Consider the following 20,810-nt stretch of genomic DNA (forward strand, 5'->3'; position numbering starts at 1 on the left):
CTTTTAAAAGTGTTAACTACCGCAGAGAAAATAAATCCAGATGGTTTTCCCCGTCAGACTCCCTCTTTCTTTTTTTAACAATTTATTCATTTTTAAGCTTGCAACGCAGGTCACATTTAACGCGGTTGCACAAAGTTGCAACATAGTGGATATTTTCCGCTAACTATTGGTTAGCAGATAGAGCGAATAACAGGAGTAGAGGGTATGGGAACCACCACGATGGGGGTTAAGCTGGACGACGCCACGCGCGAACGGATCAAAATGGCCGCGTCGCGTATCGATCGCACGCCGCACTGGTTAATAAAACAGGCAATCTTTAGCTATCTGGACAAGCTGGAAAATAGCGATACGCTACCGGAGCTACCTGCGCTGTTTGCCGGCGCGGCAAATGAAAGCGAGGAGCCGGTCGCGCCGCAGGATGAGCCGCATCAGCCCTTTCTGGAGTTTGCCGAACAGATTCTTCCCCAATCCGTCTCTCGCGCCGCCATCACCGCCGCCTGGCGCCGCCCGGAAACCGATGCGGTGTCAATGCTAATGGAACAGGCGCGCCTGTCGCCGCCTGTCGCTGAGCAGACGCATAAACTGGCGTATCAACTGGCGGAGAAATTGCGCAATCAAAAATCCGCCAGCGGTCGCGCGGGTATGGTGCAAGGGCTGTTGCAGGAGTTTTCCCTCTCTTCGCAAGAAGGCGTTGCGCTGATGTGTCTGGCGGAAGCGCTGCTGCGTATTCCCGACAAAGCTACGCGCGATGCGTTAATTCGCGACAAAATCAGTAATGGCAACTGGCAGTCGCATATTGGCCGTAGCCCGTCGCTGTTTGTAAACGCCGCCACCTGGGGGCTGCTCTTTACCGGCCGACTGGTCTCAACGCATAACGAAGCCAATCTTTCGCGCTCGCTGAACCGCATTATCGGCAAGAGCGGCGAACCGTTAATCCGCAAAGGCGTCGACATGGCGATGCGTTTAATGGGCGAGCAGTTCGTGACTGGCGAAACCATTGCTCAGGCGCTGGCGAATGCCCGAAAACTGGAAGAGAAAGGGTTCCGCTATTCTTACGATATGCTGGGCGAAGCCGCGTTAACCGCCGCCGATGCGCAGGCCTATATGGTCTCTTACCAGCAAGCGATTCATGCCATCGGCAAAGCGTCTAACGGTCGCGGTATTTACGAAGGGCCAGGCATCTCGATTAAGCTGTCCGCCCTGCATCCACGCTATAGTCGCGCGCAATACGATCGGGTAATGGAGGAGCTTTATCCGCGCCTGAAATCACTGACGCTGCTGGCGCGCCAGTATGATATCGGTCTCAATATCGACGCCGAAGAGGCGGATCGTCTGGAGATCTCGCTCGATCTGCTGGAAAAACTCTGCTTCGAACCCGAACTGGCGGGCTGGAACGGCATTGGCTTTGTGATCCAGGCTTACCAGAAACGCTGCCCGCTGGTCATTGATTATTTAGTCGATCTGGCCTCCCGTAGCCGCCGGCGGCTGATGATTCGTCTGGTGAAAGGCGCCTACTGGGATAGCGAAATCAAACGCGCGCAAATGGAAGGGCTGGAGGGCTATCCGGTTTATACTCGCAAAGTGTATACCGATGTCTCTTATCTGGCCTGCGCGAAAAAACTGCTCGCCGTCCCTAATCTGATCTACCCGCAGTTCGCGACCCATAACGCTCACACACTGGCGGCGATTTATCATCTGGCCGGGCAAAATTACTATCCGGGTCAGTACGAATTCCAGTGCCTGCACGGCATGGGCGAACCGCTGTATGAACAGGTCACCGGTAAAGTGGCGGACGGAAAACTTAACCGTCCCTGCCGTATTTACGCGCCGGTGGGAACACACGAAACCCTGCTGGCCTATCTGGTACGACGCCTGCTGGAAAACGGCGCCAACACCTCTTTTGTCAACCGTATCGCCGATGCCACCCTACCGCTCGATGAACTGGTGGCGGACCCGGTCGAGGCCGTGGAAAAACTGGCGCAGCAGGAAGGTCAGGCTGGCATACCGCATCCGAAAATTCCGCTGCCGCGCGATCTGTACGGCGAAGGTCGGATAAACTCCGCCGGACTTGATTTAGCGAATGAACATCGCCTCGCCTCGCTTTCTTCTGCCCTGTTAAGCAACGCCATGCAGAAATGGCAGGCCAAACCTGTGCTGGAACAACCGGTGGCCGACGGTGAGATGACGCCGGTTATCAACCCGGCGGAACCGAAAGATATTGTCGGCTGGGGACGCGAAGCGACAGAAAGCGAGGTTGAACAGGCATTGCAAAACGCGGTCAATCAGGCGCCGGTTTGGTTTGCGACGCCGCCGCAAGAACGCGCCGCCATTTTGCAGCGGGCGGCGGTATTAATGGAAGACCAAATGCAGCAGTTGATTGGCCTGTTGGTGCGTGAAGCGGGGAAAACGTTCAGCAACGCCATTGCCGAAGTGCGCGAAGCGGTAGACTTCCTCCATTATTATGCCGGTCAAGTGCGTGACGATTTCGATAACGAAACGCATCGCCCGTTAGGGCCGGTAGTCTGCATCAGTCCGTGGAACTTCCCGCTGGCCATTTTCACCGGCCAAATCGCCGCCGCGCTGGCGGCAGGTAACAGCGTTCTGGCGAAACCGGCAGAGCAGACATCGCTGATTGCCGCCCAGGGCATTGCCATTTTGCTGGAAGCGGGCGTACCGCCGGGCGTCGTGCAACTGTTGCCGGGACGGGGAGAAACCGTCGGCGCCCAGCTTACCGCCGATGCGCGTGTACGCGGCGTGATGTTTACCGGTTCCACGGAGGTCGCGACGTTGTTGCAGCGCAACATCGCCACGCGTCTTGACGCCCAGGGCCGCCCTATTCCGTTGATTGCGGAAACCGGCGGTATGAACGCTATGATTGTCGACTCTTCCGCGCTCACCGAGCAGGTGGTCGTGGATGTGCTGGCTTCCTCTTTCGACAGCGCCGGACAACGCTGTTCCGCGCTCCGCGTGCTGTGTTTGCAGGACGATATCGCCGAACATACGCTGAAAATGTTACGCGGCGCGATGGCGGAGTGTCGGATGGGGAATCCAGGCCGTCTGACGACCGATATCGGGCCGGTGATCGATAGCGAGGCCAAAGCCAACATTGAACGTCACATCCAGACGATGCGCGCCAAAGGCCGCCCGGTTTTCCAGGCCGCACGTGAAAACAGCGATGATGCGCAGGAATGGCAGACCGGTACGTTTGTTATGCCCACGCTTATTGAGCTGGAAAACTTCGCAGAACTGGAAAAAGAGGTCTTCGGGCCCGTGCTGCACGTCGTGCGTTATAACCGTAACCAACTGGCGGAGCTTATCGAACAGATTAACGCTTCCGGCTACGGGCTAACGCTGGGCGTACATACCCGTATTGATGAAACCATTGCGCAAGTCACCGGTTCCGCCCATGTCGGCAACCTGTACGTTAACCGTAATATGGTGGGCGCGGTCGTCGGCGTCCAGCCGTTTGGCGGCGAAGGCCTGTCCGGCACCGGGCCAAAAGCGGGAGGACCGCTCTATCTCTACCGCCTGCTGGCACACCGCCCGCCCAATGCGCTCAATACGACGCTGACTCGTCAGGATGCGCGTTACCCGGTGGATGCGCAGCTTAAAACCACGCTACTCGCGCCGTTGACCGCTCTGACGCAATGGGCGGCGGATCGCCCGGCGCTACAGACGCTCTGCCGACAATTCGCCGATCTGGCGCAGGCCGGCACGCAGCGCCTGCTACCGGGACCGACCGGCGAGCGCAATACCTGGACGCTGTTGCCGCGTGAACGGGTATTATGCCTGGCTGATGACGAACAGGACGCGTTGACGCAGCTTGCCGCCGTTCTCGCCGTCGGCAGTCAGGCGCTATGGTCAGACGACGCCTTCCACCGCGATCTGGCGAAACGTCTCCCCGCCGCCGTTGCGGCGCGTGTCCAGTTTGCGAAAGCGGAAACGCTGATGGCGCAGCCGTTTGACGCGGTGATTTTCCACGGCGACTCCGACAAGCTGCGAACCGTGTGCGAAGCCGTCGCCGCCCGCGAAGCCGTCGCCGCCCGCGAAGGCGCGATAGTGTCGGTACAGGGGTTCGCCCGCGGCGAAAGCAATATACTGCTGGAACGGCTCTATATTGAACGTTCGCTGAGCGTAAACACTGCCGCCGCTGGCGGTAATGCCAGCCTGATGACAATTGGCTAATACTGTGGTTAATTAAGGCTCCGTCAATGGAGCCTTTTTACTCGCGTCAGAGGACCGTATGAAACAAATTTTCCTTACCTGCGCGGCGTTGTGGTTCAGCAGTCAGGCGTTGGCCGATGAGTGTGCCAGCGCCAGTACGCAGCTGGAAATGAATCGCTGCGCCGCCGCGCAATACCAGGCGGCAGATAAAAAGCTGAACGAAACCTATCAAAGCGCGATTAAGCGTGCGCAACCGCCGCAGCGCGAGCTGTTGCAAAAAGCGCAGGTGGCATGGATTGCACTGCGGGACGCCGATTGCGCTCTGATTCGCTCAGGTACGGAGGGCGGCAGCGTGCAACCCATGATCGCCAGCCAGTGCCTGACCGATAAAACGAACGAACGCGAAGCGTTTTTAGCCTCGCTGCTGCAATGTGAAGAGGGTGATTTGAGCTGCCCACTGCCGCCAGCCGGTTAACGCACGCGAATCCCTTCAATAATAATGCGCTGAACGCTTTCGACCGTTTGGTTGAAAAAGGCTTCATCGCGAAGCGTCGCGCCGGTTACCGCCTCAACCTGAGGGGCAAAATCGGCGTAATGTTGCGTGGCGGCCCAAATCATGAAGATCAAATGGTGCGGGGAGACGGGCGCCAGTTTCCCGCTGTGCACCCATCCGGCAATCAGCGCGGATTTTTCATCTATCAACGCTTTTAGATCGCCGGTCAGTTCCTCCATTAAGAGCGGCGCGCCCGCCAGCATCTCCATGCAGAAGAGCCGCGACGCCTGCGGATAATCACGCGAAACCTCCAGCTTGAGACGGATATACTCTTTGATGGCCTCCAGAGGGGAAAATTCTGCGCGAAACGCCTTGAGCGGCGCCAACCAGACATCCAGAATCTGTCGCATTACCGCGACATACAGCGCCTCTTTCGAGGGATAATAATAAAGCAGATTGGTTTTGGAGACGCCTGCCCGCTCGGCGACCTGCTCAAGACGCGCGCCATGAATGCCATACTGGGAAAAAACAGCAAGCGCGGCAGTTAAGATAAGCTGCCGTTTTGCACCGGTGGCCTGCGAGCGTTTCCCGATTTTTTTCTCTGTGCGTTGCGACATGCGCCCTCTCCTTTTTGTCAGGACGCAAGCATACCAAATCCGGCTTATAAACAAAAAAACCGCCGGAAATCCGGCGGCGGTGGCGCATGACGCTTTTTAGCGCGAAACGCTCAGCGTCTTGCTGTTGTGACGCAGGCTAGCTATTACGGTTACTGCTTTTGCCCCCTTTTTTGCCTGCTTCGGATGCACGCTGCGGGTCATTCTTAAAATTGCCCCCGCTGTGCTGACCACCTTTACGACCTGCTTCTGATGCTCTTTCGCGGTCTTCCGCAAAATTACCGGAACCGCCACGATGGTTTGCCATTACTGACCTCCGTCATAGATTAGACATCATATTGCATAGGTAATGAGGAGTATCTCCTCGCGCCGCGTATGAACGATATCATCAGTAACGCCGCGTAAAATTAAGCATAGTGAAAAACGCCGTGGTAGGCCGCTTACCGAAATATTCTGCAACATCAGAAGCCGAATATGCAGAATAATAACAATGAGAAATAAATAAGTTATTCTTATACTTGGAAAAATCAAAGCGCTTAAAAATGTATCATTTTGCAACAAAGGTCGCCAAATTAATTATTGTTATAAATCAAAGAAATGGCGCTGAAATTTGCACTCTTCACAGGAGGGCATATCTTTAAATAGACGTAGCGAATCGCTACACACCTGATTAATCTGAGGAGTAGTACAAATGGCAAAGATTCTGGTGCTCTATTATTCCATGTACGGACACATTGAAACCATGGCGCACGCGGTGGCGGAAGGGGCAAAGAAAGTCGACGGCGCAGAGGTCATTATAAAGCGTGTGCCAGAAACAATGCCGCCTGAAATCTTCGCAAAAGCTGGCGGTAAAACGCAAAACGCACCGGTTGCCACCCCACAGGAGCTGGCGGATTACGATGCCATTATTTTTGGTACGCCAACCCGGTTTGGCAATATGTCAGGCCAGATGCGTACCTTCCTGGATCAAACCGGTGGACTGTGGGCATCCGGCGCGCTATACGGCAAGCTCGGCAGCGTGTTCAGTTCTACCGGAACGGGCGGTGGCCAGGAGCAGACCATCACCTCGACCTGGACTACGCTTGCCCATCATGGGATGGTGATTGTCCCGATAGGCTATGCCGCACAGGAACTGTTTGACGTCTCCCAGGTTCGCGGCGGCACGCCTTACGGCGCAACGACTATCGCCGGAGGCGACGGTTCACGTCAACCAAGCCAGGAGGAACTCTCTATCGCTCGCTATCAGGGGGAATACGTCGCCGGTCTGGCAGTCAAACTCAACGGCTAATCTTCAACAGGAGGATTCGAATGCCAACTCAAGAAGCAAAAGCGCACCGCGTCGGCGAATGGGCAAGCCTGCGTAATACGTCGCCGGAAATTGCCGAAGCCATTTTTGAAGTCGCTCACTATGACGAGAAACTGGCAGAAAAAATATGGGAAGAAGGTAGCGATGAGGTGCTGATCAAAGCCTTTGAGAAAACGGACAAAGACTCGCTCTTCTGGGGCGAACAAATCATCGAACGTAAAAACGTATAACACAAACGCCCCCGCCTGCGCGGGGGCATATGGCTATTTTGCAGCAGTGTTCATGACGTTATCGAACTTATCCAGCGGACAGAAGCCGTTCGCATCCACCGGACATCCTTTCAGTTCCAGGGTTACCCTTTGCGCGGGCGATTTGAGCGTTAACGCTTCCGCATTGCGTAACTGCCGGGCGCTCTGGTAGACATACTCGATTTTCATCAAATCCCGGTTAGCGTTGCCGTCATGCCAGCGTTGGAAGACAAGCTGACCGCCAATCGGCGTTCTCTCATACTGGTCATGGAGCTGATAGGGTTTAAAATCCAGCGCCGTCAGCAGCGACGCGATATTGGAATCATGCCCCACCAGCACGGTAACCTTCGGCGCGCTAACGCGATCGGCAACCAGCACCTTATCGATATATTTCACCAGCGGCGCAGCGACATTGCGTGCCACCGTGGGTGAGGTAAACAGGCTGTCCTGGTAGCCGTTTTTCAGTTTTGACAGCACCTTCCACTGCCGATCGGTGTGGATCCCGCCCCAGGCGACCTGATCCATCGGAAACCCTTCGTAATATTGCAGGGTAAACGCATCCACCAGCGAGTTCCCTACTTTCAGCGGCCCCTGCACGCCAGGCTCTTGCTGATAGTTCGCACTGAAGGTATCTTTCGCGTCGATTAGCGAACACTGATGCTTCTCTTTGCAGGACGGCGAGTCCTGATAATGCGTTATCTGCTCAAGCAGTTTATAACTCTCATCAAGATGTAGCTGACTACGCGCCTTTTCCATCGCCTGTACGGCCTGTTGCCGGAACGCGGCGGAATCATCGGTAATCACCGGATTGAAGGTAGGGTCCATAGTGCCCATTTTTTCCTAATGATGAACAGGAATATCACAGCCGGGGAAAGCGCCGGTAATGAAAAATTGCGCGGTGGCGACGGTGCGCTGCAAACTATTCGCATAGGCATATACCGTGTCGGGCGCCGGACATTCTCCCGACGGTATCAGCCCCTGCGCGACCAGCCATTCACGTGTGTAATGTCCCATATAGACTTCCAGCACGCCGCCTTTCGTCGTCAGTTGCCCGCCGGGAACGTCCCACGCCGGCCAGGCGTTCGGCGTCGACTGCGCCAGTACGCTGCCATTATTCGCCAGCGGCGCCCGCAGATTATGGCGGCTCATCATCAGCACCTGTTGTAATTGATAACCCTCCGGCGTTGTCTGCGCCTGTACGGCGGATGACAACAAAACAGCCCCTGCCACAGCAACAGCGAGTAATGATTTTTTCATCCCTATGACCTCTTGTTGTTATCAAATCGTTCTGAGTGTGACAGAAATGGATCATTTTTCCGGGAACGATTTCGCAAAACGGGGGTTTTTCTTACAGTAAACGCGTTAGCGCCGGGAAACCCCGGCGCATATTCAGAACGTTTTTGCCCACCACAGCCGAAGCTTCATGCCCCAATAGCTGGTCCAGCCGCTGGTGGTGAACACAACCCGACCTTGTGAAACCACCACCAGCGTTGGTGTCACGCTGATTTCCCAGCCAGCGGATAAGGCGCCTTTAGCATCATTGACGACCGGGAAGTCAACGCCCTTGCGCGCCAGCCAGCGGGCAACCTCAGCGTCATCGCCGGAGCGGAGCGCAACGGTCATGACGTTTTCCCCTTCAGCCGCCAGGCGAGCGACCGCAGGCGTAGTAAAGCGGCATACCCCGCACCAGCTGGCCCAAAAATAGAGCAGTACGGGGCGTTCTTCGCTCAAGGTCGCCAGAGTTGTCGACTCTCCCGTCAGCGTATGTAACGGTGTCGCGGCAAACGCCGGAGGCGCCTGCGGCGCGCGCCAGACGTCCATGACCACCATTATCGCGATGAGGAGCGCCAGAAAAACCGCGGCTTCACGCAGCCAACGCCGCAGTTTAGCCGCCATTGGCAGCCGCCAGTTTTTCTTTCACCACCGCTTCCAGCGTATCCCAGGGCACCGCGCCCGGAATCAGCTCGTCGCCAATGATCGTCGCTGGCGTTCCTTGCACGCCGACCAGCCTTGCCAACTGCAAATTAGTGCGTATCGTTTCCATGCTTTTTTCATCCAGAGTCACTGGCGTAGCCCCTGCTTTCTGCTGGGCCTGTTTAATACTGTCATCCGTATGGTAACCGCGCTTTTGCATGAGTTTTTCATGTAGCGCGAGGAACTGTTGCGGATGCTCGCGCCAGGTGGTCAGCGCAATACGCGCCGCCAGTACGGAACTCTCTCCTTTGAATGGCAGCGGTTTAATAATGACCGCAACGTCAGGATATTTCTGCACAATCTTTTCCAGCATCGGATCGAGCTGTTTGCAGTACGGGCAGTTGTAATCCGTAAAGTTCACCAGCGTCAGCTTAGGGTGTTTAGCGCCTATCCGCGGGCTGGCAGGATCGTTAAACAACGCCGCATGGATCAGATTTTCAATCTGCTTTTCCTGATCGGGCGTAAAAGGAGCGGTTTCTTGCGCGATGCTCAGCGTTGAAAACAGCGCCAGCAGTAAAACAATCATGTATTTCATTGGGTTATTCCTTTCGCTTTTTTCAACGTTTGTAATACCGCATCGCGGGTCAGCAAAGTGGGCAGTGCCTCCCCTTCCGGCAAGCCGGGGCCATATACCTGATTAAACGGCACGGCGACCTGGCCACGCGTTTTCAGAAAATCTGTAATGGCATCGGACGGCAGCGTCCAGTCTCCCCGCAGCGCCACAACATCCGGTTGTTGCAAGGCGGCCTGCACATCCTCTTTTTGCAGGACGTTGTATTTATTCACTTTACAGGTAATACACCAGTCCGCAGTGACATCGACAAATACCCGCTTATGCTGCGCCAGCGCCGACTGGATTGCCTGTTCACTCAACGGTTGCCACTGAACCGTGTCTTGCGCGCTCTTTGACGCAGTGAAGCCGAAATGCGGCAGGAGTAACGTCGCCAGCCAGATAGCCGACCCCAGCATCATCAGACCGAGGATCCTACGCAGGACATTCATCCAACGCCCGGGGCGCGGTAAACGTAGCGCAAGCCCTGGTCGTATCGCGACCAGTAGCCACGGCGCGCTCATCCCCAGGCCTAGCGCAAGGAACAGCCCCCACAGCGTCGGCAACGACGCCGTGAGCGCCACCGCGACCGCCGTGCCCAGAAACGGCGCGCTACAAGGCGTCGCCAGCAGCGTGGCGAATGCCCCCTGCCAGAAATGTCCCGACATACCGTTACCGCCGTAAGTGGCCAGTTTCGTGGTCATAGATGAGGGAAGCCTGAACTCAAAAAGCCCGAACAGGCTGGCGCTAAACAACAACATCACCAGCGCCATAAAACCAATAAACCATACATTCTGGAACTGGACTCCCCAAGCCAGCGCATGGTTTGACAGGCGAAGGAGGGTCATAAACGCCGCCAGCGCCATAAATGACGCAATGATACCGGCGACCGAAGCCAAAAATTGTCGCCTGATGTGAGAGCGGCTTTTTTCCTCTACCAATAAAATAGAGCCAAGTTTCATGCCCAGAACCGGCAGTACGCAGGGCATTAAATTAAGAATCAGTCCGCCGATCAGCGCCATCATTACAACTTGCCAGAAAGGTAGCGCCGCATTGTCCGGCGTTTGCGCTGGCGCAGCGCCAATGGTTTGCGTGCTCTCCTGGGCGATAGCGCCATCGGCTAACACGAGGGTCAGCGATTTGTTGCGCAAATCGGGCGCCTTTTCGCCCCAACTGTCCGTCACCGGCACCGTCGCCTGTAACCTGTCGCCCTCTACGCGCAGGCGAGGCTTCGCAAAATCGACGTCATCTATGGTGTCAAGATAGAGCCCGGGCGATGACCAGCCCGCCGCTCGCGTAGCAGTGACCACCAGTTCTCCCGGGCGATAGCCGACGTCAAGCGAGTCCGTTAGTCCACTGCGGAGCGGAACTTTACCCATCGCCCGCGCATAGTCATGGGCAAAATCGGCATTCTGCACAGTGGCCGTCACGGAAAAGGGGTAATCGGTCAACAGACAAACATTGCTGCAGGTTGATAACGTCAACACGCCGCTCAAGGTCGCGGGCGGCGTACCGCGCACGATCATCGGAAAGGTCACCTCGTCGTGATATCCCTGGGTGGTGATATTCGCCACATCAAAGCGCGAGGGGGTTGGCCAGAACCAGCTTACCTCAGGCATGTCACCTTTCCAGGCGATAGAGGGCGCCACGCCCCCTTCCCCCGGCGCGCGCCAGTAGGTTTTCCAGCCGTTTTCCAGTTTGACGTCAAGCAACAGCCGGGTCTCACCGTTAGCGGACGTATCGGCACGTAGCCGTATGCTGGCATGGTCGTTATCGGGCGAACGCAGCCAGCCGCTTTCCGCCGCCCAGGAGACGGGCAGCCAAAGCCATAACAGGCAGAACAGTATCCGCCTGAATAAAATCATCATATTTTTTCTCCGTGAATGAGTAATTAACCGTTAGCAATAACCGGTCTGTCATTCACGGAAGACACAAAATCGTAGATGTACCCGTAATGTGGGCGGCGAAATAGCCCGTGGAGGCGAAAACGGCAGGCGCATGACCCGGACAGGCGCCAGTAAGGAAAGCAGTAGACAAAGCGCAAGGATAGCGCCTTCAAAGAGTACCGGAGGCGCCGCCAGCAGCGACTTGGCGCTTAATTCGCAGGGGGTGACCGGCGAGCCGTCATCTGTCGAGGAGGGAGCGCTGATCACCGCAGCAGAGGCCGTCGCCTGCATCTGCAAGGCGTGCAGGCCCGCCATGCGTTGCGCGGTACAAACCATTACCACGACACATGCAAGGCAAAGAAACCACCAGCCCATCCGTTGTTGTTTCGCCATTGCGCCCTCACTGTTTAACGCGAGTTATCTTAGCCACTGGCGCGGTTTTGGCAACCTTTCCCCTGTAAAGTTATGTCGGCGCGCTGCGCAACCTTCTGATAGTCGAACAACGTAATTTATTCTTACTAATGATATAACTGGTGTTTTCATACGCACTTTTCAGGTTTACCCTACACTTAGTGGAGAAACCTTTTTGGGGTCCCTTCTGTATGTATTGATTTAGCGAGATGATGCTATGGAACTTAAGGATTATTACGCCATTATGGGCGTGAAACCGACGGACGATCTCAAGACGATTAAGACCGCCTATCGCCGACTGGCCCGCAAGTACCATCCAGATGTCAGCAAAGAACCCGATGCCGAAGCCCGTTTCAAAGAGGTTGCTGAAGCATGGGAAGTGCTGAGTGATGAGCAACGGCGCGCCGAGTATGACCAGTTATGGCAACACCGTAACGATCCACAATTTAATCGCCAGTTCCAGCAACACGAAGGCCAGCCGTATAACGCTGAAGATTTTGATGATATTTTCTCGTCTATTTTTGGTCAGCACGGTCGCCATTCGCATCACCGCCACGCCGCACGCGGTCATGATATCGAAATTGAAGTGGCGGTATTCCTGGAAGAAACGCTGGAAGAGCACCAGCGTACGATTAGCTATTCCGTCCCCGTTTATAACGCGTTCGGCCTGGTGGAGCGGGAAATTCCCAAGACATTGAATGTGAAAATCCCGGCTGGCGTCAGCAACGGGCAACGAATCAGACTGAAAGGCCAGGGCACGCCGGGGGAAAACGGCGGACCTAATGGCGATTTATGGCTCGTTATCCATATTGCCCCGCATCCGCTCTTTGATATTGTCAATCAGGATCTGGAAGTCGTCCTTCCGCTTGCCCCATGGGAGGCGGCGCTCGGCGCTAAGGTGTCTGTGCCAACGCTTAAAGAGCGTATTTTGCTGACCATTCCCCCCGGTAGCCAGGCAGGTCAGCGGCTGCGTATCAAAGGAAAAGGATTAGCCAGTAAAAAGCACACTGGCGATCTCTATGCCATCATCAAAATCGTTATGCCGCCGAAACCTGACGAGAAAACAGCTGCCCTGTGGCAACAACTGGCGGACGCGCAGTCGTCCTTTGACCCACGCCAGCAATGGGGGAAAGCATAATGGCTAACATCACTGTCACCTTTACCATCACCGAATTTTGTTTGCACACCGGCGTGACGGAAGAGGAGCTAAACGAAATCGTCGGACTTGGCGTAATTGAGCCTTACGAAGACGATAACGCCGACTGGCAATTCGACGATCGCGCAGCGAGCGTGGTACAACGCGCGCTACGCTTACGTGAGGAGCTGGCGCTCGACTGGCCTGGGATCGCGGTCGCGTTAACGCTGCTGGAAGAGAATTCACGGCTGCGCGAAGAAAACCGGTTACTACTGCAACGCCTTTCTCGCTTTATCTCGCATCCCTAATCCACGATAAAGGCAATAAACCGAGGGTGGGCTTTCTGCCCACCCCGGATTTACATGCACCCGGTATAATACCAGAATGCCTCTGACATACTTCCCCCAACGGAAGAAATATAGCCTTTCACCGCGCACAACCCGATCAACGAACCGCCAATGTCAGCCATTAATGCGCCATTGCGAAGATCATCGTTTAAATAAAGACCAGCCACACGTTCACATTTTTTAGATACGTCGGTTATTTTTACACGTTAGCGATCATTTATTGCCTGAAGAATATATTCTTTCACTGTTTTGTACTCTCTGGTTGATACGTACCTTCTCCCTGTCAATGCCGGGTAAAATGTACCGCTGCGCTTACAGGTTGCGGTATTTATAAATAAGAAATACAACAGTCACTTACAGTTTAATAATTCAGCGTTATAACATCCACTACCGCCCAATATTTACACCACGTCTAAAATACAAAAATGTAATAGAATGTAAACAAAATAAGAGCATAAAATAAATAACTTATTAAAAAATCAATATAAATAGAGTGGTCAATAAAAAACGATCGTTTTCAACGAGTTATGTTTCTCAGATTTTCATCTATCCTGAATAGGCTTACGGAAAATGTAATTTACACCATTGACTATTTCACTTAAAAGGTTTCTGTAATGGAATGGAAGGTCGTTGATACAGTTATAAGTCCCTCTACCGGAGTGTCGTTCTCATGCATACATAGCCTAAAAAATCTTAGATTGACCTTATGGTATCAGGCAGATGTTTACATGCCTCCAGGTAGCATTATCATCCCCTTTAATAAGGGGGTCTTAATAAACGATAAACTTTATCCCGTTACTGTTTACAACGTTACCAGGTTTAATCCTGTTCTATGGAAATCGCTTAAAGAAAATAGCCACTGTCCTGGTAACTGCAATCCTAAACCAGAAGCCTGCAGTTATCCTTTCGAGTGTCTGGTATCCGTTTGTCCATTTGGTTTAACCAGAAATATTCAAATAGATAATAAGAAAGTTTAGGAAATAAAGTATGCATTAGCCATACTACTGATTAAGTGTATTCGCGCACGTTTGCAGTATTTTGCAGTTAAATATGTTTGATATAAAAATTGTACAGTTCGGATATTTTTTGATTCGTTTAATCTAACCTTCACTTTGGCAACGAGGAGCCGGTACAGAGGATATTACTGATGGCCGGCAGACAAAGAAACGCATTGCTTTTAACACTGTATAAATTCCATCCGTGACATTCTTATTTAGTGATATTTCACCAGAGCAATCATCTTACCTTTATTGTGCATAAAAATCAGCAAGTAGTGTTTAGAAAAAATAATGTTTTAGACAAAAGCTCTGCGCGTCATGCTGATCGCCAAAAGCATAACGGGCTGACATCATGTCAGCCCGTGGGTTTATCCCTGCTCTGATACTTACGGTACGCTTATCGTCATATTGTCATGACCGACAATGACAGGGCCCGGGTAATTTTTCATGGCTTCCTGTTGCCAGACGTCATCCGCAACCGTCGCAGGCACCAGATGACTTAACACCAGTTTTTTCACGTGGGCCTCGCGAGCAATCTTACCGACATCTTCAATCGTGGTGTGATGCGACGCAATCGCTTCAGCCAGCGTTTTTCCGTTGCCAATACTATTAGCCAGTTTTGCTACCGAGGGGACATGTACCGCCTCATGTACCAGGATATCCGCCCCTTGGGCAAACGTTGCAAGCGGCGGAAACCAGGACGTATCGCCAGAGAAGACGATTCGCTTACCCTGGGTATCAAAACGGTAAGCAAACGCTTCACCGTCCGGGAAAGGGGAATGAGGCACTTTCAGCGCGCTTATTGTAACCAGTTCATCTTTATAGATGACGCCCTGACCAATATCGGTCGCCTTAACCAGGTTGCGCGGATCGGGTTTCCCCTCTTCTTCCATGCGTAGCGTGATATCCCTGTCAAAGACCTTCCAGCTAGCCTTCGTCATCGCCTGGGTTCCCGGCGGGCCATACACCTGTATGGTATGGTCTTTCAGGCCACTTGCCCAGGCATTCATCAGCAAGGAAGGATAATCCAGTATGTGGTCGCTGTGCAGATGGGTGAGCAAAATAGTATTGATGTTGCGCAGTGGAATGCCGTTTTTCACCAGTTGCAGACTGGCGCCGTAGCCGGCATCTATCAGCCATATTTTATCGCCGATAGTGAGCGCTGTCGCTTGCGGTAGTCTGGCTGTATTGAGCAAAGAAGGCCCGCCTTTGGTGCCCAGTAAAACAATGTTGATCTCTTGAGGCGCAGGAGCACTGGCAGCAATGGCAAGGTGGCTTTGCGCCAGCATACAAACCGCCAGCATAGCGACGCTTTTTTTCATCATGTTTTTACTCTTCTTAGTTGAGAAAAGAGGGAACTTCACGTTGGCGAAACTGCGAAGGAGAACAGCCAGCAAGGCGATTAAAGAAACGGGCGAAATAAGCCGGATCTTTAAAACCTAATTGCCAGGCGATCTCGTTGACAGCATTGTCGGAAAAAAGCAGCAGTCGTTTCGCCTCGCGTAATTGCCGATCAAAAATCAGGCGTTTAGGCGGGCGATTAGCAAAACGGCGGCAAATATCGGTCAAACGAGATTCGGTAATATGCAACTCACAGGCATAATCGGGCACCGTCCAGTGCTGATGGAAGTGGTTGTCAATTAACAGGGTAAAGCGCTGAAAAAGTTTCAGTTCACCGCGCATCCCGGTTGCGGCGTGATCGTCCAGCTTCGCATTACGCAACAGCAAGGTAAATACCGCCTGCGCCAGTAGCACCAGGGTATGTTCGCAGCCAGCCAGTTGTTCCGTGGACTCCCGCTCAATTAGCTGCCAGTAATGTTTGAGCGCCGCCAGCTCGTTGGGTTTATCCGCCAGCGACAGACAGATTCCCGGCAGGCCGAAGGCCTCTCTGGTGCCGGGATAAAGCACTTCCAGCAGCGGCCAAACCAGCTCTTCGCGTACCGTCAGAACATGACCATCGCTATCCGATTCGGTAATAAAAGCATGCGGCACCGAGGGCGGCGTTAGCACAAATAGCGGCGCCTGCACCGAATAGCGATGATCGTCGAGCTGTAGCTCAATCTGCCCGGTATCAAGAAAGTGCATTTGAAAAAACTGGTCGTGGCGATGCGCCTGCATATCACGACCAAAGAAATCCGCCATACGAGCAAACGACTGATAATGCACATCGTTACTGCCCATGCTTTCGTCATACTCTTTGCTGATATCAATATTGGCGATCGCACGTTGGCACATAGTTTCTCCTCAAGGGGTGGCGCGCGGACGCGATGCTTTCATGGGAATAAGCCAGATAATGGCGGCGCCGACGACTAACAGAGAAGCGACAAACCAGAGGCCGCTATTGAAGCTACCGGTGATATCTTTTAGCCAGCCAATCATAAACGGGCTGAGCGCGGAGCCAATATTGCCGGTGGCATTGATGACCGCAATGCCTATCGCCCTGGCGCGTAAACTGATCGACTGATCCGGCGTGGTCCAGAAGATCGCCATCGCGCTAAAGGAACCCGTGGATGCCATCACGATCCCCAGGAGCTGGATCAGGTTATGGTCGGTCGCCGACGCCAGCAGCCAGCCCGCGGCGGCAAACAGGAACGGCAACGCCGTGTGATGTTTACGTTCCTGATGTTTGTCCGAATGGCGGCTCCAGTAAATCATGCCCAGAATAGTACAAATCTGCGGGATCGCCGCCAGCAGGCCGATGGTGATATTGCTGCTGCCTTCATTAAAACTTTTCAGGATTTGCGGCGTCCAGATACTAATGGCGCTAAGCGTATTGGTAAGGCAAAAATAGGCCAACGTATACATCAGTACAATTGGCGTGAATACTTCGCGCCACAGACTACGCTGCTGCATGGCGTTATGGCTGATGGCCCCCTCCGGCTGAACCAGCGTCAGGCGGTCATTATCCATCATCTCCTGCAAACATTTTTTATCCTCTGCCGTCAGCCATTTGGCTTTTGCCGGGGTATCATCCAGGTAAAACCAGACCATAATGCCTAACAAAACTGACGGAAATCCTTCCAACAGGAATAACCACTGCCATCCATGCAGATTGAATATGCCGTCCAGCGATAAAATATAGCCGGAGACAATCGACCCCAACGCGGTAGTGGCCGGCATGGCAATCATAAATAATGCGTTGGCGCGGGCGCGGAAAAATGCCGGGAACCAGTAGGTTAAATAGAGCAGTATTCCTGGCAAAAAGCCCGCTTCGGTAATGCCCACCAGCATTCGCAGCACATACAGGCTTTTCGGTCCCACCGCGAACATCGTGGCGGTAGATGCAATGCCCCATAGCACCATAATGGTCGCAATCCAGCGGCGGGCGCCGACAATGCTCAACATCACGTTGCTGGGAATGCCGAAAATGACGTAGGTGGCGTAAAACAGCGTCGTGGCAAGGCCAAACATGGTGGCGCTTAACCCCAGATCCTGCCCCATCGTCAACCCGGCAAAACCGATGTTGATACGGTCTAAAAACGAGAAGATAAACAACACGAATAAAAATACGATCAGTCGGCGGAACAGTTTATTTATGACGGTTTGTTGACCCGTGCTGAGCGCGTTGTGCGAACGGACAGACTCGGGGCTTTCCGGAAGTGCAGATGATGTGTCGCTCATTTTTTTTTCCTCTGATGGGAATTTTGTAGGGTACTACGGTTGCCCGGTAGCGCTGCGCTTACCGGGCCAGGCTTAATAGACGCCGGACGCACCGGACAGTTTTTTTTCTGCGCCAAAGCGCGCCGCCAGCGCCTCCGCTCCGCGCGCCAGCAGCGTGGTGTCAACGCCGACGGCGACAAATAGCGCCCCCAGTTCCAGATAACGTTTCGCCAGTGCTTCATTGGCCATCAGAATCCCCGGCGCTTTCCCCGCCGCGCGTATCTGCACGATGGCGTTCTCAATCGCCGCCTGCACTTCCGGGTGCTGCGGATTGCCGGCAAAGCCCATATCGGCGCTGAGATCCGCCGGACCAATAAACACGCCGTCAATGCCATCCACGTCGAGAATTGACGCCAGATTGCTCATCGCCTCACGCGTTTCAATCTGCACCAGTACACACATGGCGTCGTTGGCCTGGTGGAGATAGTCCGGAATGCGGTTCCAGCGCGATGCCCGCGCCAGCGCGCTGCCCACGCCGCGAATACCGGCAGGCGGATAACGCGTAGCCGCTACGGCGTTTCGCGCTTCATCGGCATTCTGCACCATCGGTATCAGCAGCGTTTGCGCGCCGACGTCGAGCAGTTGCTTAATCTGTACCGGATCGTTCCATGACGGACGCACCACCGGCTGGCTGGGATAAGGCGCAATCGCCTGCAACTGGGTCAACACCGTCTGCACGTTGTTTGGCGCGTGTTCACCGTCGATCAGTAGCCAGTCGAAGCCGGCGCCCGCTAACAGTTCAGCGCTGTAACTGTTGGCAAGCCCCAGCCACAAACCGATTTGCGGGCGCCCCGCTTTTAACGCGTCTTTGAAAGCATTTTTCATCGTTTCTTCCTTACACAAACCGGCAACTGATCGCGCCCATGTTGCCGTAATCGACATGGAAGGTGTCGCCCTTGCTCGCCGGCACCGGGCGGGTGAACGAGCCGCCGAGGATGATCTGCCCGGCTTCAAGCTGGACATCGTAGGGGGCAAGCTTGTTCGCCAGCCACGCCACGCCGTTGGCCGGATGATTCAGCACGCCTGCGGCGACGCCGGTTTCTTCGATCACGCCGTTGCGATAGAGCAGCGCGGAGATCCAGCGCAGATCCAGCTCGTCTGGTTTGATGGGGCGACCACCGAGGATCACCCCGGCGTTGGCGGCGTTGTCGGAAATGGTGTCGAACACTTTGCGCGGGCGCTGGGTTTCCGGGTCGATGTTGTGGCTGCGGGCGTCAATCAGTTCCAGCGCCGGAATCACATAATCCGTGGCGTTGTAGACGTCGAACAGCGTGCAGTGAGGGCCGCGCAGCGGTTTCGCCAGCACGAACGCCAGCTCCACTTCAATACGCGGGACGATAAAACGGTCGGTGGGGATATCGCCGCCGTCATGGAAGAACATATCGTCAAGCAGCGCGCCGTAATCCGGTTCGCTGATTTGCGAGCTGGCCTGCATCGCTTTTGAGGTCAGGCCGATTTTGTGGCCTTTGAGCGTGCGCCCTTCGGCGATCTTGATATTGACCCATTCACGCTGTACGGCATAGGCATCTTCAATAGTGATGTTGGGATAATCCAGCGACACTGCGCGAATTTGTTCACGCTGTTTTTCAGCCTGATTAAGTCGCTGGGCGATCAGGGTATGGGTCTGTTTATCGAGCATAGTGTTTCCTGTTACGTCATTCGGTGCTGCTGTGCCGGGTGGCGACGCGGGTGCGTCTTACCCGGCCTACGGTTCGGTATTGCTTCGTGCATCGTTTTTTTGTAGGCCCGGTCAGCGCAGCGCCACCGGGCGAAAGAGTGTGCTATTTAAATAACGCGTGTACGTTGTTTTGTTTGTAATTGAGCGTCGGATGTAGCTCGGCAATCTCAAACGACAGCGCCAGATAGCGGTTCTCCATCAGGTCGGCGAAGTGGGCTTTAATCAGCCCAAACAGCATTTCGCCGACTTCCTGACGGCTCTCCAGGCTGCGCCCGGTACCGATTTTCAGCGTCATATGCACAAACGCATAATCATGCTTACCGTCAGCCATCTGCCAGGTATCCAGCCAGTGGGCGCGACTGCGGATACCGCCGATGGGGAAAATCCCGCTGGCGGCCAGCGCCTCGTTTACCTTGCTGAACAGGCCGGGTAAATCAGCCTGCTCGCGAATATTTTCAGTACATTCAGCAATAAAGTGCGGCATAAACACCCCTTACGCAGGCAGCGGGAAAACAGCGTTTACCTGGCCGGTACCGGAGCTGGCGAACAGGTCGGTGATGAACTCCACCTTGCCGTCGTATTTGTCCCAACCCAGCATTCCCAGCAGCATGACCGTGTCGTGCATGTTGCCTTCGCCGTAGCAGTAGTCGGCGTACTCCGGCAACATGGTGCAAAACTCCTTGAATTTTCCTTCGCGCCACAGCTTGACCACACGCTCGTCCATTTGATGATCGAACTCGCGGGTGTAGCTGTTCATCCCCTCTTCCGCCCGTTGGTCGTCAATAAAACGGTGCGACAGAGAACCACTGGCGAATACCGCTACGGTACCGTCATATTTCTCAATCGCCTTGAGAATGGCTTCGCCCAGTCTGCGGCTGTCGGCAAAATCATGCACAGTGCAGAACGCCGAGATGGAGACCACTTTGAAGTGCTTGTCGCTGTTCATGTAGCGCATCGGTACCAGCGTGCCATACTCCAGCTTCAGGCTCGGGATGTTATGCGCTTTAGCGCGCACGCCCAGTTTGACTGCCTCGTCGGCGATCAGGTGGCCGAGCTCCGGATTGCCGTCATAGTCATAGGTCATGTCGCGAATAAAGTGTGGCAATTCGTTGCTGGTATAGACGCCCTGGAAATGGTCGGCACAATTAATGTGGTAAGCGCTATTCACCAGCCAGTGGGTGTCGAATACGATAATGGTGTCAACGCCCATTTCGCGGCAACGCTTGCCAATTTCAATATGCCCATCAATGGCTGCCTGACGACAACCGTGATTTTTTCCCGGCAGTTCAGAAAGATACATCGACGGCACGTGGGTAATTTTTGCTGCTAACGCTAACTTGCCCATA

At 54.3% G+C, this 20,810-nt stretch carries 20 protein-coding genes and 1 pseudogene; 7 read left to right on the forward strand and 14 right to left on the reverse strand.

Translation table 11 applies throughout. The annotated features are described in order from the left end of the window. Positions 1–204: 204 nt before the first annotated feature. Positions 205–4,185: a trifunctional transcriptional regulator/proline dehydrogenase/L-glutamate gamma-semialdehyde dehydrogenase gene (putA, locus tag J1G48_RS13930; RefSeq protein WP_000537514.1), complete on the forward strand. Its 3,981-nt coding sequence runs from the start codon at positions 205–207 to the stop codon at positions 4,183–4,185. 58 nt (positions 4,186–4,243) lie between these two features. Next, the gene (locus J1G48_RS13935) at positions 4,244–4,639 is read left to right on the forward strand and encodes a lysozyme inhibitor LprI family protein (protein WP_000809344.1); all 396 of its coding nucleotides are present in this window, start codon (positions 4,244–4,246) and stop codon (positions 4,637–4,639) included. On the opposite strand, the gene rutR is transcribed toward J1G48_RS13935, so the two are convergent. Both rutR and J1G48_RS13945 read right to left on the reverse strand, forming a co-directional pair. Further along, complete coding sequence (gene rutR, locus J1G48_RS13940; RefSeq protein ID WP_000083128.1) at positions 4,636–5,274, reverse strand: HTH-type transcriptional regulator RutR; 639 nt, start codon at positions 5,272–5,274, stop codon at positions 4,636–4,638. The genes J1G48_RS13935 and rutR overlap by 4 nt on opposite strands. Before the next feature lie 136 nt (positions 5,275–5,410). Beyond that, entirely contained in the window at positions 5,411–5,578 is a 168-nt protein-coding gene (locus J1G48_RS13945; RefSeq protein ID WP_001273663.1) for a general stress protein, read from the reverse strand. 384 nt (positions 5,579–5,962) lie between these two features. Between J1G48_RS13945 and wrbA the strand changes: the two genes are divergently transcribed. Next, positions 5,963–6,559 (forward strand): NAD(P)H:quinone oxidoreductase, encoded by a 597-nt coding sequence (gene wrbA / locus J1G48_RS13950; RefSeq protein WP_001062898.1) that lies wholly within the window; start codon positions 5,963–5,965, stop codon positions 6,557–6,559. Positions 6,560–6,579: 20 nt separating this feature from the next. Continuing rightward, entirely contained in the window at positions 6,580–6,807 is a 228-nt protein-coding gene (locus tag J1G48_RS13955) for a YccJ family protein (RefSeq protein WP_001143125.1), read from the forward strand. Between the two features lie 33 nt (positions 6,808–6,840). Here J1G48_RS13955 and agp read toward each other — a convergent pair. The 5 genes and pseudogenes from agp to J1G48_RS13980 form a co-directional block, all read right to left on the reverse strand. Next, positions 6,841–8,082, reverse strand: a pseudogene (agp, locus tag J1G48_RS13960) (bifunctional glucose-1-phosphatase/inositol phosphatase). Between the two features lie 132 nt (positions 8,083–8,214). Then, complete coding sequence (locus J1G48_RS13965; RefSeq protein ID WP_000729206.1) at positions 8,215–8,721, reverse strand: protein disulfide oxidoreductase; 507 nt, start codon at positions 8,719–8,721, stop codon at positions 8,215–8,217. Beyond that, positions 8,711–9,334 (reverse strand): DsbA family protein, encoded by a 624-nt coding sequence (locus tag J1G48_RS13970; RefSeq protein WP_000876690.1) that lies wholly within the window; start codon positions 9,332–9,334, stop codon positions 8,711–8,713. The genes J1G48_RS13965 and J1G48_RS13970 overlap by 11 nt, the downstream gene beginning before the upstream one ends. Further along, positions 9,331–11,217: a thioredoxin family protein gene (locus J1G48_RS13975; protein ID WP_000972965.1), complete on the reverse strand. Its 1,887-nt coding sequence runs from the start codon at positions 11,215–11,217 to the stop codon at positions 9,331–9,333. The genes J1G48_RS13970 and J1G48_RS13975 overlap by 4 nt, the downstream gene beginning before the upstream one ends. Before the next feature lie 48 nt (positions 11,218–11,265). Next, positions 11,266–11,628: a copper resistance protein gene (locus J1G48_RS13980; RefSeq protein WP_001118899.1), complete on the reverse strand. Its 363-nt coding sequence runs from the start codon at positions 11,626–11,628 to the stop codon at positions 11,266–11,268. 235 nt (positions 11,629–11,863) lie between these two features. On the opposite strand from J1G48_RS13980, the gene cbpA reads away from it, so the two are divergent. The 3 genes from cbpA (at position 11,864) to J1G48_RS13995 (ending at position 14,105) form a co-directional block, all read left to right on the forward strand. Beyond that, positions 11,864–12,784 carry a curved DNA-binding protein gene (cbpA, locus tag J1G48_RS13985; RefSeq protein WP_000420603.1) on the forward strand — a complete coding sequence of 307 codons (921 nt, stop codon included), beginning with the start codon at positions 11,864–11,866 and terminating at the stop codon, positions 12,782–12,784. Further along, the gene (gene cbpM / locus J1G48_RS13990; protein WP_001284251.1) at positions 12,784–13,089 is read left to right on the forward strand and encodes a chaperone modulator CbpM; all 306 of its coding nucleotides are present in this window, start codon (positions 12,784–12,786) and stop codon (positions 13,087–13,089) included. The genes cbpA and cbpM overlap by 1 nt, the downstream gene beginning before the upstream one ends. 653 nt (positions 13,090–13,742) lie before the next feature. Then, complete coding sequence (locus J1G48_RS13995; RefSeq protein WP_001537781.1) at positions 13,743–14,105, forward strand: anti-adapter protein IraM; 363 nt, start codon at positions 13,743–13,745, stop codon at positions 14,103–14,105. Positions 14,106–14,512: 407 nt separating this feature from the next. Here the strand turns inward: J1G48_RS13995 and J1G48_RS14000 are convergent, their stop codons facing one another. From J1G48_RS14000 to hpaD, 7 genes are all read right to left on the reverse strand, one after another. Further along, positions 14,513–15,451: an MBL fold metallo-hydrolase gene (locus J1G48_RS14000; RefSeq protein ID WP_000976566.1), complete on the reverse strand. Its 939-nt coding sequence runs from the start codon at positions 15,449–15,451 to the stop codon at positions 14,513–14,515. Between the two features lie 13 nt (positions 15,452–15,464). Continuing rightward, entirely contained in the window at positions 15,465–16,361 is an 897-nt protein-coding gene (gene hpaA, locus J1G48_RS14005; protein ID WP_000336602.1) for a 4-hydroxyphenylacetate catabolism regulatory protein HpaA, read from the reverse strand. Between the two features lie 9 nt (positions 16,362–16,370). Further along, the gene (hpaX, locus tag J1G48_RS14010) at positions 16,371–17,747 is read right to left on the reverse strand and encodes a 4-hydroxyphenylacetate permease (RefSeq protein WP_001285795.1); all 1,377 of its coding nucleotides are present in this window, start codon (positions 17,745–17,747) and stop codon (positions 16,371–16,373) included. 72 nt (positions 17,748–17,819) lie between these two features. After that, positions 17,820–18,611: a 4-hydroxy-2-oxoheptanedioate aldolase gene (gene hpaI / locus J1G48_RS14015; protein WP_000785061.1), complete on the reverse strand. Its 792-nt coding sequence runs from the start codon at positions 18,609–18,611 to the stop codon at positions 17,820–17,822. Positions 18,612–18,621: 10 nt separating this feature from the next. Beyond that, positions 18,622–19,425 carry a 2-oxo-hept-4-ene-1,7-dioate hydratase gene (gene hpaH, locus J1G48_RS14020; RefSeq protein WP_000884796.1) on the reverse strand — a complete coding sequence of 268 codons (804 nt, stop codon included), beginning with the start codon at positions 19,423–19,425 and terminating at the stop codon, positions 18,622–18,624. A gap of 142 nt (positions 19,426–19,567) precedes the next feature. Next, complete coding sequence (locus J1G48_RS14025) at positions 19,568–19,948, reverse strand: 5-carboxymethyl-2-hydroxymuconate Delta-isomerase (protein WP_001119850.1); 381 nt, start codon at positions 19,946–19,948, stop codon at positions 19,568–19,570. Between the two features lie 9 nt (positions 19,949–19,957). Then, positions 19,958–20,809, reverse strand: coding sequence for a 3,4-dihydroxyphenylacetate 2,3-dioxygenase (hpaD, locus tag J1G48_RS14030; protein WP_000516978.1), 852 nt, complete (start codon positions 20,807–20,809; stop codon positions 19,958–19,960). Position 20,810: the final 1 nt, after the last annotated feature.

This window comes from Salmonella sp. SAL-020, from assembly GCF_017372215.1.
Lineage (GTDB): Bacteria > Pseudomonadota > Gammaproteobacteria > Enterobacterales > Enterobacteriaceae > Salmonella > Salmonella enterica.